At 37.3% G+C, this 16,261-nt stretch carries 10 protein-coding genes; 5 read left to right on the top strand and 5 right to left on the bottom strand.

The genetic code is table 11. The annotated features are described in order from the left end of the window. Nucleotides 1-93 precede the first annotated feature (93 nt). Entirely contained in the window at nt 94-903 is an 810-nt protein-coding gene (locus LVD15_RS07160; protein ID WP_233779613.1) for a LytR/AlgR family response regulator transcription factor, read from the bottom strand. Nucleotides 904-982: 79 nt separating this feature from the next. On the opposite strand from LVD15_RS07160, the gene LVD15_RS07155 reads away from it, so the two are divergent. The 4 genes from LVD15_RS07155 to LVD15_RS07140 all read left to right on the top strand — a co-directional run bounded on the left by LVD15_RS07155 (nt 983) and on the right by LVD15_RS07140 (nt 9,892). Next, complete coding sequence (locus tag LVD15_RS07155; RefSeq protein ID WP_233779612.1) at nt 983-2,533, top strand: sensor histidine kinase; 1,551 nt, start codon at nt 983-985, stop codon at nt 2,531-2,533. 92 nt (nt 2,534-2,625) lie between these two features. Next, entirely contained in the window at nt 2,626-5,211 is a 2,586-nt protein-coding gene (locus LVD15_RS07150; protein WP_233779611.1) for a zinc-dependent metalloprotease, read from the top strand. 10 nt (nt 5,212-5,221) lie between these two features. Next, on the top strand, nt 5,222-8,563 hold the full coding sequence (locus LVD15_RS07145) for a SusC/RagA family TonB-linked outer membrane protein (RefSeq protein WP_233779610.1): 3,342 nt from the start codon (nt 5,222-5,224) through the stop codon (nt 8,561-8,563). A gap of 12 nt (nt 8,564-8,575) precedes the next feature. Continuing rightward, the gene (locus LVD15_RS07140; RefSeq protein WP_233779609.1) at nt 8,576-9,892 is read left to right on the top strand and encodes a RagB/SusD family nutrient uptake outer membrane protein; all 1,317 of its coding nucleotides are present in this window, start codon (nt 8,576-8,578) and stop codon (nt 9,890-9,892) included. A 56-nt stretch (nt 9,893-9,948) separates the two neighbouring features. On the opposite strand, the gene LVD15_RS07135 is transcribed toward LVD15_RS07140, so the two are convergent. The 4 genes from LVD15_RS07135 to LVD15_RS07120 all read right to left on the bottom strand — a co-directional run bounded on the left by LVD15_RS07135 (nt 9,949) and on the right by LVD15_RS07120 (nt 13,565). Beyond that, the gene (locus LVD15_RS07135) at nt 9,949-10,488 is read right to left on the bottom strand and encodes a DinB family protein (protein WP_233779608.1); all 540 of its coding nucleotides are present in this window, start codon (nt 10,486-10,488) and stop codon (nt 9,949-9,951) included. A 72-nt stretch (nt 10,489-10,560) separates the two neighbouring features. Continuing rightward, nucleotides 10,561-11,157, bottom strand: a complete 597-nt coding sequence (locus tag LVD15_RS07130) for a Crp/Fnr family transcriptional regulator (RefSeq protein ID WP_233779607.1) — start codon at nt 11,155-11,157, stop codon at nt 10,561-10,563. Nucleotides 11,158-11,377: 220 nt separating this feature from the next. Beyond that, nucleotides 11,378-12,556 carry a THUMP-like domain-containing protein gene (locus tag LVD15_RS07125; RefSeq protein WP_233779606.1) on the bottom strand — a complete coding sequence of 393 codons (1,179 nt, stop codon included), beginning with the start codon at nt 12,554-12,556 and terminating at the stop codon, nt 11,378-11,380. 16 nt (nt 12,557-12,572) lie between these two features. After that, complete coding sequence (locus LVD15_RS07120; protein WP_233779605.1) at nt 12,573-13,565, bottom strand: aspartate-semialdehyde dehydrogenase; 993 nt, start codon at nt 13,563-13,565, stop codon at nt 12,573-12,575. Between the two features lie 71 nt (nt 13,566-13,636). Here LVD15_RS07120 and LVD15_RS07115 point away from each other — a divergent pair, with 71 nt between their 5' ends. Then, the gene (locus LVD15_RS07115; RefSeq protein WP_233779604.1) at nt 13,637-16,234 is read left to right on the top strand and encodes a lamin tail domain-containing protein; all 2,598 of its coding nucleotides are present in this window, start codon (nt 13,637-13,639) and stop codon (nt 16,232-16,234) included. The last annotated feature ends 27 nt before the right edge of the window (nt 16,235-16,261 follow it).

Raw genomic sequence — 16,261 nt, 5'->3', positions numbered from 1 at the left:
ATTAAAGCCGCAAAGTTAAGGAATAAAAAGAATCAGGGCAGGTATAGGCTTAGTTTTTAATAAAATATTGTTGAAACAAGAATCATAAAAGAGCTATTTATTAAGCCATTTTTTGAAATTGCTGATTTCGGTTTTGCTTAGAATAACTTTGTTCTCATCGGGTGGTGGAGGGTAAAGATCTACTGAAAGTTTTGCATAACTCGCCTTAACTACATTATTGACGGCTTTAATATTAACCACATAATTTCGATTTATTTTGAAAAACCTATTTGGATCTAATTGGCTAATGATATCTCTGACAGTGCTATTATATAAGTAGCTCTGTCGGCTAAAGGTATATATAAATAAGTGTTTACCTGATGCATAAAAATAGGCTATTTCTTCTGCTTCAATAGATTTTAGCTGATGGGCGTGCTGTATTAAAAATCGCTCTTGAAAAGATGAACCTCCTCCTTTTAAATGTCTAACTAAAGCTCCTTTATCTTGAGTGAAAGACTCTTTCATGGTTTTAAGCTTATTCAAAGCTTCTATAAGCGAATCAGCTTCATACGGTTTAAGGAGGTAATCAATAGTAAAATGCTTAAATGCTTCTATAGCATATTTATCATAAGCGGTGGTAAATATTATGGGGGCTTTAATTTCTACTGCTTCCAGCACTTCCATGCTGCTGCCATCAGCCAGGTGCACATCAAAAAATATGAGATCAGGCGTATTTGTACTTAAATAACTGATGGCCTCTTTTACTGTGGAGAGTATGTTTATAGTTGAGATTTTTATAACCTGTTGTTTCTTTAAAATCTTCTCCAAATAACCAGCGGCCAGCTCTTCATCTTCTACAATAGTTATATTCATATTATCTCCCCATCTATTTTTCAAACTTAATGAATTAGGCTGATAGTTCATGATGGTTCTTAAATACCTGATAATGATTAATTTTGTACCAGGTATAAGTGTAGCATGAACGATTTTGTTGGCAAAAGTAATGAAGAAGTTTTTTAAGGGGAGAAGGTTTTTGTGGGTCATTTCTGTGATGGTGGTAATTACTATCATTGCTACTTTTGTACTCAGCAGCCTCATATCATTAGAGGTAAAAGATGTGAGTGAAGATATCGCCAGACGAAGTTTTCAGAAGAAATTTTATGATCTGGAGCATGAATTTAAGGTTTTACAAAAACCGTTAGATGATGCCCGAAGGCTCATGGATACTCCTTCTACGTTTGAAGATGAGTATCATAATTTTACCATGCTTAATTCACTTCAGTTTTTAGATACTACTATTTATAGAAACTGGCTCTTTTTGAAAACTGATGAAGGCATAAGTAACGCACAATTTAATAGCCGCCAAAAGCAAAAAGAAAATGTAAAACAGTTTTTGGGAGCCAGATTAGCAGATGATAATATTAGTAAAATAGAGAGCTATGGAGAGGGTTATGTCTGGAGAAACCAAATAACTATTCCTACTGACAGCGGTATTGTGTATTTTGGTTATGACATTCCGCTAGGCGTGCTGCAGCAATTTTTCTATAACGTAGATTATTATTCGCTCTCATATGCTTATATTTTTGATCAGAATGGCACTTGCCTGCTACACCCAGAGGCAGAAAAAATAGGTAGAAATGTGTTCAGTTTTGCTCCTTTAGAGGCCGAAGACACCATTTTTCAAAACACTGATTTTCATGAAAAAATAGCAGATTCTGAATATCTAAAATTAGATGTAATAAGTTTTTTGAGGCCTATGCAAATGGGGCAAGAAAGATGGTATGTTTCTGTGAATTTCCCTAAAAGCCTGAATGAGGAAGATGTTAATTTAATAAAGAGGTATGCTTTTGTTACTTATTTGATTTCTACTTTATTGCTTCTGTTTGTTTTCTATGCGTTTACTTACAGAATAAATAAAGAGCACAAGGAAAAAGAACAGTTAGAGAAGGAAAAAGCAGATTTGGCTCTGGAAAAAGAAGTATTTAAGAGAGAAAGCGCATTTTTTCAGCTACAGCAGCTTAAGAATCAGATCAATCCTCATTTACTTTTCAACTCACTAAATACCTTATATACGCTTATAGATCATGATCAGTCTCTATCTCAAAAATTCACTTATAAGCTAAGTAATTTATACCGCTACCTTACTGATAGGCCTGAGAATAACCTGGCAACAGTAGAAGAGGAATTGAAAATAGTGGAGGAATTTCTCTTTTTGCAAAACATTCGGTTTGGTAAAAAATTAAAGACTGGTATTGTAACGCAAGATACTGAGGCGCTCACTTTGGAGCTACCCTATCTGGCACTACAAACTGTGGTAGAGAATGCTTTAAAGCATAATATTGCTACCCATGAGGCCCCACTTATGATCAAGATTAGAGTTACTTCTAATTATCTTGAAATCAGCAATACCTATCAGCCAAAAAGAAATGCAGAGGCTGGCAGCAAATTCGGGCTAAAATACCTTGATAGCATTTATGAGTTTTACCGTAAGGAAGGTTTCGAAACACGCATAGAAGAAAAAAGTTTTGTGTGTAAGCTGCCTTTGTTGCCATAACATGTAAGTTTCACTCCACTTTTTAACCTCTTCACTCCCTTTCATTTCATTTCTACCATTAGTAAAAACATCTTTAAGGGAATTTTAACTAAATGTTAAATGTAATTATGTTTAAAAAGCTTGCTTTATCAATAGTATGTTTTGTTGGCATTTATGTCTTTTTTCCATTGCATGCTCAAGATAAAAAGGATGAAGAAAAGAAAGTAGAAAAGGACTCCACTGATACCTCAGGGTTGAAGAGTTATGATGAGCTTCTGAAGGATGCAGACTTGCAAACAGGTCTATTTAATATTATTAACCAAAAAGAAGACTATTATTTTGAAATACCTGATTCTCTTTTTAACAGAGAGTTTCTAATTGTAAGCAAAATCTCCAAAGTTCCTTTTCAGCTCAATGAAGCTGGACTGAACAAGGGTATGGAGTTTGAAAATAAAGTCATCCGTTTTGAAAAGGATACTTTAAGAAATAAGGTGTGGGCCCGCACATACATACCGATGGTATCTTCGCCAGAAGATGATGCCATTACTATTTCTGTTAAAAACAATTTTTCTAGCAGCATAGTAGAGGTGTTTGAAACGGTTTCTTATAACAAAAGAGCGGGTTCAACTATCATTAAAGTCAATAAGGCATTTAATGGTGGCAGCAAGAGTTTTTATGATGTTTTTAATAATACAGGTCTAGGAAGTTCGGCGCTTTCTAACCTTTCTATGATCAAAAGCATTAAAACTTTTCCACTAAATGTAATGGTCAAGTCAGATCTAAGTGCGGCTATTCCTGACGGAGGGACAACGGTTCCATTAACCATTACCGTGGCATGTAATATAGTTTTACTGTCAGAAAAGCCTATGCAACCTCGCTACCTGGATGAGAGAGTAGGATTTTTCTCTAAAAAGCACTGGTACTTTAATGATGAGCAGCAGGCTATGGATGAGAAGGAGTTGATCACACGATGGAGGTTGGAACCGAAACCCGAGGATGTGGATAAGTATCTCAGAGGTGAACTAGTAGAGCCAGCTAAACCCATTGTATTCTATATTGATCCTTCTACACCAGAAAAATGGAGATCTTATATAATAGATGGTGTGCATGACTGGCAAGTGGCTTTTGAACAGGCGGGTTTTAAAAATGCCGTAATTGCTAAACTCCCATCAGAAGAAGATAAGGATTTTGATTTGGATGATGTTCGTTACTCTGTAATTACCTATGCAGCTTCTCCAAAGTCTAATGCTATGGGGCCTTCTGTGGTAGATCCTCGTAGTGGAGAGATCATAGAAGCCGATATTATTTGGTGGCATAATGTAATGACTTCATTGCAGAGTTGGATGCGCATTCAAACAGGAGCTATAGATGAGCGAGCCAGGCATAATGTTTTTGAAGACCAGCTAATGGGAGAAGCTGTTCGCTTTGTTTCTTCTCATGAGGTAGGCCACACGTTTGGACTTAAGCATAATATGGGAGCGTCTTATGCTTTCCCGGTAGATTCACTTAGATCGAAAACTTTTACAGACAAAATGGGAGGAACTGCTCCTTCTATTATGGATTATGCCCGCTATAATTATGTGGCTCAGCCAGAAGATGGAGTTACCGCTATCACACCTAAAATAGGGATTTATGATAAATATGCTATTCAATGGGGCTATCAGTGGTTTCCTGATGAGAAAACAGAGAAGACCTTTCTTTACCAATTAGTAAATACTCACTCAGATGATCCTCTTTATACTTATGGAGAGCAGCAAGACTATAGAAATGTCATTGACCCACGCTCACAATCAGAAGATTTAGGAGATGATGCGGTTAAAGCCAGTACATATGGTCTAAAGAATTTAAAAAGAGTGTTAGCCCATGCCATAGATTGGACTTACCAGGAAAATGAAAGCTATTATAATACAGGCAAGCTTTATATGGGAGTTATAGGCCAATGGCAACTTTATAATAATCATGTAATGAATAATGTGGGCGGAGTTTATTTAAACAAGTTGACCCACGGAGATAATAGAAATGCCTATGAGCCAGTACCTTTCGCTATGCAGCAAAAGGCGGTTAAATACCTCAATGAAAATGTATTTTCTTTACCAGAATGGCTCTTTTTAGATAAGGAGATTCTTAGTAAAACATTTCCGCTGAAAGATTCTCCTATGGGGCCTTTTGAATACTCCCCTTACTCTACAGCTCGTGATCTGCAAAATTATGTGCTGTATAATTTATTTAATGATCAGCGATTATTACGCTTACTAGAGTCAGAATTGATTGCGGACGATAAAGCTGAAACTTACACTGTTCAGGATTTATTTTCTCAAGTAAGAAGCCACGTTTTTAAAAATACCCTTCATAATAAACCACTTAATGCTTTTGAGAGAATGGCGCAGAAGAACTATGTAGATGTGCTCATTATTGATATAAACAAGTTGTTTGAAAAAACCAATAATAAGAGCATAGATGATGACTTCATTTCTCTACGGGAATCACTTCCATGCGGCTATTCTCTGGAATCTTCTCGCTCGGTGCGAAATATAAATTTCAGTTCTATGAAAAGGGTCTCAGAAGTTGCCTCTTTAAAAAAGGGAGAGCTGTATACCATTTTAGAACTACTGAAAAAGAAGAGGAAAAAAGGAGATGACGCTACCAAAATGCATTATCTCGATTTGATAAACAGAATAGAACAGGTTTTAAACTTTTAAATATTTTTTAATGAAAAAAGTTCTACTATTAATTTTTCTACTATTGCCAGTATTGGCGTTTAGTCAAAACAAGAGGGTAATTACGGGGCGTGTTTTTTCTGAAGCGGATAATATGGCTTTGCCAGGAGCTTCGGTTTACATTGCTTCTCAATCCATCTCAAATGAAACGGGGGTAGACGGTATTATTGAGTCTACAAGTGTGGGTACGGTAACTGATGCCGATGGTAATTTTTCTTTACAAGTGCCCAAAAATGTAAGTCATGTGATTATCAGTTTTATTGGGTTTGAAAGCCAAACCTTAGAACTAGGAACTACTGATCACTATGAAATTCAACTAAAAGAAGAAATCAGTTCTTTATCTGGAGTAGTCATTACGGGTTATCAGACGGTTGAAAAGCGAAAGCTTACCTCTTCTATAGCTAATGTAGGCATAGAAGAAAACCAGCAAATAGGTGTGGCCAGTGTAGATCAGCTACTGGTAGGTCAGGCACCAGGTGTAGTGGTAACGCCTCAAACAGGAGCGCCAGGTACCCCGGCAAAAATCCGAATAAGAGGTACGGCATCATTAAATGGGCCACAAGATCCTCTTTGGGTGGTAGATGGTATGCCTTTGCAAGGTAATGATATTCCTGATTTTTCAGATAAAGACAACATAGATCAGTTAGCTAACTATTCTATTGCAGGAATTAGCCCTGAGGATATTGAAGATATTACTATTTTAAAGGATGCTGCGGCTACTGCTATTTATGGTGCTAGAGCTGCAAATGGCGTTATAGTGGTTACAACCAAGAGCGGAAAAAAGGGTGCTATGAAAGTAAACTTTTCAGCAAATGCTTTTTATAACTTCAGGCCTGATTTTGACAAGCTTAATCTCATGAATTCTAATCAAAAGGTAGATTTTGAATTAGGCTTGGCAAGCCGTACAGATCTTAACTATCGCACGGATAAAGGTGAAGTAATGAGAATATTGAATAATTCCGGCGAACTAGATGCCTACAGAAATGGTGGCTTCTCATCTTTATCTCAGCAAACACAAGCACAAATAAATCGTTTAAGAACACAGTCTACCGATTGGGGTGATGAACTATATCAATCTGCAATAAATCAGCAGTATAATCTCAGCTTTTCAGGTGGAGGCGACGTGGCTGACTATTATGTTTCAGTAGGCTATTATGATGAAGATGGTACTACTATAGGAACTGGCTTGGAGAGGTATAATTTAACAGTTAAGAATAACTTCAACTTATCAGATAAATGGAAGGCCGGTATTACATTTTTAGGATCTAGCACAGACAAAAAATCTTATGTTACAGGTACAGGTGTCTTTAGTAATCCAGCTTACTATGCTCGTACTGCTAATGCTTATCTTAACCCATATGATGAAGATGGCAACTATAATTATGATCAGGATATAGAGGGAGAAGGAGACCAACAAGTGCCGTTTTCTTTTCTGGAAGAAAGGGAGAATACATCCTATGAATTAAATAATAGAGCTATTAAGTCAATATTTGATTTATCATATGATATTTTTACTGATCTTACTATCTCTACACAATTAGGATTGCAATTGGATCATAGTAGCACTGAGAAATTTGCTACTGGCGATACTTATTTTACACGAAAATTTAGGGAAAGAAGCAGGCGCTGGGATTCCAGTATAGGAGACTATTATTATTTCTTGCCAGAAGGCGGAATAATTCAAAACTGGGAGGAAGATTTTTTCCAATATAACTGGAAATCACAGTTGCAGTATAATACTTTCATTGGAGACAAGCATGAAGTTGATGCATTAATAGGCTCTGAGCTAAGAAGGTCTGATTCTAAGTTAATCAACACCCAAGGGTTTGGCTATGATGAAAATGCATTAACCACTACGCCAATCATTTTTCCAAATGAAAGCGATGCTAACGAAGGTATATATAGAACTTATAACAGATCAACAGCTGAGAATGCTTACACATCATTCTATGGTACGGCTTCTTATACTTATGATAGGAAATATGTATTTTTCGGAAGTTTGAGATACGACGGTTCTAACCTGTTCGGCGTAGATCCTAAGTATAAATATTTACCGTTATGGTCTATTTCCGGATCTTGGGTGGCTTCTGAGGAAAACTTCCTGGCTGAAAATCCTGTTATTTCTAACCTTAGATTGAGAGCATCTTATGGTATACAAGGAAATATAGACAGAAATACTTCTCCTTATGTGGTGGGTACTTATAGTGCTGGCTCTATTCTTCCAAGAAATACTGAACAGCAGGTTCAAGTAAGTTCTCCTCCCAATGATAAGCTACGCTGGGAGAAAACTAAAAATTATAATGTTGGGATTGACCTTGGAATAGTTAACAACCGTATTAATGTGATTTTTGATGCTTACCAACGGATAAGTTCAGACCTTATCGGACTTAAATCACTACCTGTTGAAACAGGTTTTTATAATACTAGTTTAAACTGGGCAGAGGTGACCAATAAAGGTTGGGAGCTGGCTATAAGCTCTCTAAACGTAAAAACTACCAATTTTAAGTGGTCCACAGACTTCAATATCTCCCATAATAAAAGTGAAGTCAATGATATCCAGGTAAGGGAAGATAGTCGTTTGCCAAGCAGAGAAGGGTTGCCTGTAAATGCTGTTTTTGTATTGAAAACAGCAGGCATAGATGACAATGGTTATCCTACATTCATAAAAGATGGAGAAGAGATAAGTACAGTTGAGTTCTTTAAACTGTCTGACCCGTGGGCGGACTTTTTCCCCGGAGAATTTGTAGAATCTAATTTAGGGACGGAAGAATTCAGAGATTTGTTTGCTTATGCTGGCGACAGAGATCCGAAGTACAGCGGTGGTATAACCAATAGGTTTACTTATAAAAATGTAAGCTTAGCTGTAACTGCCAGTTTTAATTTAAAACAGACAGTAGTAAAAGATTCTCCATATAACCCTGCGCAAGTGGATAGAGGTAGAAATTATACTACTGATATTTTAGATGCCTGGTCAGAGGACAATCCCAATAGCCAATTACCTGGCATAGTAAGCCCTACTAGTGGAGAAGGTGATGCATGGATGGCCTATAAATGGTTTAACTCGATAGATGACCTTAATACGCTCTCTTATCTTGATAGTAATGTGAAGGAGATGAGCTATGTAAGAATTACCAGTATGAGGCTGGGCTATAGTTTACCAGGGTCTCTTACTTCTAAGTTAAAGATTTCCGGGGCTCGAATTAACTTGGAAGGGCGTAATCTTTTAGTTTTTGGATCTGACTATTCTGGATATTTCGACCCGGAAACCTACGGTAGTCTTTATGCCCAGCCTATCCAGAGGTCTGTTTCACTCGGCCTTAATGTATCATTCTAAAAAAATCAGAGCATGAAAAAGCAAATATTATATATTCTTTTATCATTAGTTTCTTTGTCATCCTGCGAAGATTATTTGGACATAGAGCCAGAAGGAAAAGTTATACCAAAAACAGTAGAGGATAACCGAGGGGTAATTACCAGTGCGTATCATACTTATCCTGATCATCTTTCAAGAGTTGCTTTTAGAGCTGATGAGTTAGATTTGGATGAAAATTATAGTGATGTAACTTCTTACAAGGATATTTACTTATGGAATGATACCGGTACGGATGCATTCACATTAAAGTATCCTTATAGTGACGTTTATAAGTCTATATTTTATTGTAACTACATTATTAATGAGGGTGTCAAGACTATGGAGGATTCTGAGGAAAAGGATCAACTTATAGGTGAGGCCTATGCTTTAAGGGCTTACAATCACTTCAGTTTGGTAAATATGTATGCTCCAACGTACAATCCGGAGTCTGCCTCTTCTGATAGAGGTATACCATTGGCTTTGGAAATAGACTTGGAACATGTTTATACACCAGCGTCAGTGCAGAGTGTATATGACCAAATCATTGAAGATATTTCCTCAGCTAAAAATTATTTGGTGGATGACACACAGGATACGGGCTTAAATTATAGATTTTCCAACTCCGCATTATATGCTTTAGAGGCAAGAGCGCATTTATATATGCAAAATTGGGATAACGTAATAGACGCTGTCGATAATGCCTTGGCTATAAAATCGGATCTGGTTAATTTGAATGAAGAGGATGCCCTTTTGCCGAATAGGTTTGATGCACAAGAGTCGTTACTGGCGTTGGATGCGCCTCTTGCATCTGGTGTAAATGAGGGGGGATATGTCTCTCAAGACCTAATAGGCGCTTTTGATCAGGTGAATGATCTAAGGTTCAATCGATACTTTATAAACACAGGTTCTGGATACCAATCTGCTAAAGCGGGTTCTGATAATTTCAAATGCTCTTTCAGGGTTGGAGAACTTTATTTATCAAAGGCAGAGGCTTTATTAATGGAAGGCAGACTAAATGAATCTAAAGAGGTTTTACTCACTTTACTAGGAAATAGATATGAATCAACATATTTCAGCACTTTTGAAACTGAAGTAGAAGCACTTAGCACAGCTCAGTATACGGATCTATTATTTAGCGAGAGAAGAAAAGAACTAGCTTTGGAGGGGCAGAGGTGGTTTGATCTTCGAAGAACAACTCAAAAGCAAATAGTTCATACTTTTGATGGAGAAGATTATTTTCTAAAAGAAAATGATCCTAGATATACAATCATTTTTCCAATAGAAGCAAGACTCAATAACCCGGAATTATAATTTAAAAATCTCATAATTAGTTGGGGTGGAGGGCTTTTGTCTTCCACCCTATTTTTTTAGAACATATTTTGAATTTGTAGCATGTGTCTAAGGTTATGTGCGGTATAAAACCAGAGGGCATCACCCAGGTAGAACTTTAGCCATGAGCCCAAAGCCGTTTTTACTTTGAAAGATTTTAAATTTTTGTCCTTAATCTTTTCTGTAATTTCAATTGTGGTCTCAATGTTTTGAATAAATCTTTCCAGCTCATTTACATTTCTACTCACCTGTTTAGGGTCAAGCTTTTTAAAGGTTTTCATTTTGTTCCTGATCTTGCCTTCGGCAGTAGGTTCCATTCCTTTGGCAAAGTAAGCGGCGAGCCAACCTGGTTTATATTGGCCATTTTTTGGCTTTAAATCAGTAGCTAATCTGGGCATTATTTGATTGAGGTATACTTCCATAGAAATATTCATATGCTCAATACAATCTATAATACTCCACTCTTCATTTTCCTTAGCTTGAATATCTTCGATTTTTAAAGTCTTAAGATTTTGAGCGAATTCTACTAAGGTAGTATTGTCCTGTTTTAATTTATGGATTAATTCTTTCTGATTCATGCTGCTTAGTTTTGAATAAAGAATAAAATTAATCACTGTACTACTCATTCAACTTGATATAGATCAAGTTCGCTATTTACGTTTTTTTCTTAATCGACTTAAGGTTTCAGGAGTCATTCCCAGATAAGAAGCAAGATATTTTTGAGGTACCAGCTGGAATATATGTGGGCTTTGCGACATTAAGCGCTCGAATTTTTCTTCTGCTGTGTATGATCTTACTTCCAGTTGCCGGCGAGACATCCCAATCAAGATTTTGGCATTAAACATCCTGCCCCAGCGTTCTACACTTTTGTATTGATCAAACATATCCATAAGGTCGCTATGTGAGATGCGTAAAAGTCGGGTGTCTGTAATGGCCTGTAAATACCATTCAGAAGGGCGTTGGCTTAAAAATGAATCATAAGAACCTGAGTAGTCATCGTCATAAGTAAAGCCTACACATATTTCTTCTCCGTCTATCAGAAAATAACCTCTTAGGACCCCACTTATTACGTAATAAAAATATCTTTCAGTCTCGCCTTCACGAATCAGATATTCCCCTTTATCTAAACTATAATAATGCCAATGACTGCTAAAATCTTCCCATTCTGCTTCTTGCATCTCGGTAAGCTTTAATACATTGGCTTTTAATGCAGCAAGGGCAGAACTATGATTATCTTTGTGCTCCATATATCTATAAAAATAGTGAAATCTATTTTATGACAGCGTTAACTACTTTAATAGGATGGCTCTTGGTGTGGGCTATTTTTAGTGTTTTTATTGGCCTTTACCGTCCAGTAATTCCTCTTTGGTGGATGGAGAGGCAAAATAGACTAAAGGTTTTAAAAATATATGGAGGGAGCGCTTTGGTGCTATTAATAATATATCTATTACTTAAGTTTTTGGTGATTTAAGCCTTACGTGTAATTGCGGCCATTTTTTGATTATTCTTATCGGTGAAGGCAAAAATGTATTGATCTCCCCCATCGGTTATGCCTGTCTTTTTTCTAATATTTTTCACTTCTTCAGGGAAATTCCGCGTGGTGATATTGGCCTTCTTGCCTTCCAGAGCTGATAGTATTTTCTTTTTGTTGTAAGGAACAAGATGTTCAACTCTAAACTTCCGGCCAGGGAAGTTTTCAATCAACTCTTCGCTGGTATATAAGTGCGTGTTGGGGTGAAGTTTGTAGGCGCCATAGTGTGTCGCCACGGTATTAAAAGCGCCCGCTTTAAGTACACTGCTATTAGGCTCATATAAAAATTGCTTGGTATCACTGAGTGGCGCCTGAGCTTCTACCTCCTCATTGGGGAAAAAGGAGAATGTCTGATCATCTTTTTTCTGAAGATTAACTGTAACTATCTCCGTTTTATGGTCTGCAGTGAAATCAATATGATAAAGCACTTCTTTGCATTCATTATTTACAGACACCACATGCACCGCTTTTACATGATTCAGGCTTTGTAATGCCAGCTGAATGTCTAACATAGGAGATGTTTTTATTAACACCTCTTTTGACTTCCCTTTGAGTTGTGTAAGTAACGTAGTGACATCTGGCTCACAGTCTTGAAGAAGAACGACTTTTTGGCTGTTATTATCTCTCCGGGCAGGATCAATATAAATAAGATCAGCGGTTTCTATTTCAGAAACATAGGAGGTTGATTCAGCATTGATCACCTCAATATTGGCAGCTAAGGCCTTGAAGTTATGGGTGGCGAGTTCGCATAAATGGGCTTGTTGTTCCAGGTAAGCAGATCGCTTAAAATGCTTACTTAGGTAATAGCAATCAATACCATACCCTCCGGTGAAGTCATACATAATACTGCCTTTTACCAGGTTGGCCTTATATTTTGCAGTGGCTTCAGAAGAGCACTGCTCCATAGATATTTGTGGAGGGAATATGAGGTCTTTTGTGTTATACCACTCGGGCAACTTGTTCTTAGCACGTTTACGGGAGGCAATTTGCTCTGCCACCCACTTTATAGGAATCCCACCTATTTCTTTGTGCTTTAAGGAAAGAGAAAAAGGATCATGGTTTTCATGATCCTTTATAAACTGTTGTACCTCTGGCTGTAGAAGTAATTCTATCATTAAGAGGTGTAGATTTTTAGTATACTAAATTATTAGCTGCCAAATATTCTGCAATTTGTACTGCATTAGTGGCTGCTCCTTTTCTTAAGTTATCTGCTACCACCCACATGTTTAAAGTGTTGGGCTGAGACTCATCTCTTCTTAACCTACCTACAAACACATCATCTTTTCCATGTGCGTTTAAAGGCATAGGGTATACATTGTTAGCTACATCGTCTTCTATAGTGATTCCCGGTGTTTTGCTTAACAATTCGTAAACCTCTTTCAAATCAAAGTCTTTATGAAACTCTACGTTAACAGCTTCTGAGTGGCCACCCATTACTGGTAGTCTCACAGCGGTAGCCGTTACTGCTATTGATTGATCGTCAAGGATTTTCTTAGTTTCATTTACCATTTTCATTTCCTCTTTGGTGTATCCGTTTTCCTGGAACACATCAATATGAGGAAGTACATTCATATCAATTTTATGAGGATATACTTTTTCTGCATCTTTGCCCGCTCTCTCGCTCATTAGCTGATCTACAGCTGCTTTTCCGGTACCGGTTACAGATTGGTAAGTAGAAACTACTACCCTTTTTATTTTATATTTCTTGTGCAAAGGAGCTAATGCTAATACCATCTGAATGGTAGAGCAGTTAGGGTTGGCGATGATTCTATCATCTATTCTTAAAGCCTCTGCATTAATTTCAGGTACTACAAGTTTATGGTCAGGGCTCATTCTCCAGGCAGAAGAGTTATCTACCACTATACATCCTGCTTCTGCAAACTTAGGAGCCCATTCTAAGGAAGTGCCTCCTCCTGCAGAGAAAATAGCTACTTCAGGTTTATTAGCAATAGCGTCTTCCATTCCGATTACCTTATAGGTCTTACCCTTAAACTCGTATTCCTTACCAACAGACTTTGGTGAGGCTACTAGAAATAATTGGTCAAACTCTAAGTTTCTTTCTTCGATGACTTTTAGTACCTCTTGGCCTACTAAGCCAGTGGCACCTACTACTGCTAATTTCATATGTATTGGTTTTTATAAAATTGGAGGCAAAAATAATGTTTTTATATATTTTATGCGGTATATTATTATAAATGAATGGGTTTGTTTGGCAAATAATTTTCAAGACTAATATTATACTGGCCTTTATACTCAGTAGCACACCCATTTTTGCCCAGTTTTTTGATGGTTTTGAAGATGGAAATTTCACTAATGATCCCACCTGGAGTGGAACTGATGCGCTTTGGGTAATTTCCGGTGACACCCTCCAATCTAATAGCGATGGCGCGGCAGAATACTATTTGAGCACACCTAATACCCTTTCGGCCAATGTGGTTTTTGAATTTTATGTTAATCTCAATTTTGCTACTTCTGGATCTAACTATGCAGATATTTACTTACTAGCAGATCAGGAAGATATTACATCTGTACAAAATGGCTATTTTATCCGGTTGGGAGATACTGAGGATCATATTGCATTTTATAAGGTGTTGGCTGGTAATGAATCCTTACTTTTTAGTAGTGAAAATAGTCTTGTAGGGAGTTCATCTGATAATTCATTTGGAATTAGAATGTCAAGAGGCGAAACTGGCTTGTGGACTTTACTGGCAGATGAAGGCGTAACAGGCAATTATATAGAAATAGGATCTATTCTGGATGATGACGTACTTTCATCCTCTCATTTTGGAGTATTTATTAAGCAATCGGCAGCCATGAGTCCTAGAAGAAATCATTATTTCGATGATTTTAGCGTTAGGCCGATAGGTGTAGATATCCGACCACCAGAAGTGACAGGTATTGATTTTCTTTCAAATACGCAGTGGCAGGTTCGGTTTTCTGAGGAGGTAAATAGAGAAGCTGCCGAAGAAACCAGTAACTATATCATAAATAATTCGCTTAATCCTCAGACCGCAGAGCTGGCGGAAAATAATTTGTCTGTGATAATTACTTTTTCAGAGGCTTTTCAAACAGCGGAAAGCTATGAGTTATCTATTAACCAAATTGAGGATTTAGCGGGCAATGTTATGACGGGTTATCATTCTGTTTTCACTTTTTATTTGACAGAAGAGGCCAATTTTAAAGATGTACTGATTAATGAAGTTATGGCTGATTTTGCTCCATCTAATGGTTTGCCTGAAGCTGAATTTGTGGAGGTTTTTAATAGAAGTGATAAAACCCTTTACCTCGATAGTTGGATCTTGCATGATGCCACCACCTCTGGGGCTATAGAGGCAGTATACCTTATTCAGGGAGATTATCTGATACTGACAGCTGCTGAAAATCGAGAACTGTTCCAGCCTTATGGTAGAGTAGCGGTGGTAGATCCCTGGCCAAGTTTGAATAATGGGGGCGATCAGCTACTTATTACGGATGGCTCTTTCCCTATCGATTCAGTTAACTATGATGATGCCTGGTATAATAGCTCTTCAAAGTCATCAGGTGGTTGGTCATTAGAATTAATTGATCCTGATAATACTTGTGGAGGAGAAGGAAACTGGACTGCCTCAATAGATGATATGGGAGGTACGCCTGGTGGGGCTAATTCGGTATTGAGTGAATTACCTGATAACCTGGGGCCTGAAATTCATAAGGTATTTGCTGTGGCAGAAGATAGCATATTGGTGCAGTTTAATGAAACGCTAAATAAAGAGTCTGTCCAGTACACTGATTTTACTTTAAATCCTGCTGTAGAAATAGACACCGTGTTGGTGAATTCTGATTTGCAATCTATATGGATAGTGCTTTCTTCCAGGTTAAATAGTGGTATTAGTTATAATATGCAGGTATCTGGAATTACTGACTGTAGTGGCAACAGGATAACTGAAAATGATCCTTTTAGCTTTTCATTGATAGAAAATGCAGAACCAGGAGATGTTATAATTAATGAAGTGCTATTTAATCCTCGTACGGGCGGGGGTGATTTTATTGAGATATATAATAATTCATCAAAGTATATCAACCTGAAGGATTGGTTTCTGTGGAATGATCAGGACTCTCAACTGATTTCAGAAGACCATTGGGTATTAGCACCGGAAGAATATCTTGCTTTTACTGAAGATGTGGTGGTATTAAAAGAGCAATATCCTTTAGGCGTTGAAACTTCATTTTTTGAAATGCCATCTCTTCCTTCCTACCCTAATGATGAGGGAACCGTACAAGTTGTTTCTGCACAAGGCATTCGGCAAGATTCTATAACCTATTCTGAAGATCAGCATTTCGAATTGATCAATAATGTAGATGGCGTATCGTTAGAGCGAATTTCTTTTTCAGCTCAAGCGAGTGATAATGATAATTGGAAATCAGCGGCATCTGCTGTTGGTTATGCTACCCCGGGTTATATCAATTCTCAGTTTATCCGTTCAGGCTCCGGTGTGGTAGGAGAAATTGTTATTGATCCCATGATTATAATTCCTGATGGCAATGGTCAGGCGGATTTTGCTACTATTAGTTATCACTTCGAGCAGCCAGGGTTTATCGCCAATGTGGAGGTGTTTGATGTTAATGGCCAACCTATAAGAACTTTAGCTGAGAATGATTATTTGTCTGATCAAGGTTTCTATACTTGGGATGGCACTACCACTGAAGGTACTAAAGCCAGAATGGGTTATTATGTTGTTTATTTTCAGGTGTTTAGCAGTAGCGGGGAAACACAAGTTTATAAAAATAAGGTGGTTGTGGGTACTAAATTTTAGATTTTATCTGCTTGGAATAAAAAAAAG

Origin of the sequence: Fulvivirga maritima (assembly GCF_021389955.1) — a bacterium.
In the GTDB taxonomy this organism is placed as follows: Bacteria; Bacteroidota; Bacteroidia; order Cytophagales; family Cyclobacteriaceae; genus Fulvivirga; species Fulvivirga maritima.
Note: the sequence above shows the minus strand (reverse complement) of the source record. Positions and strands in the feature narration are given on the sequence as shown.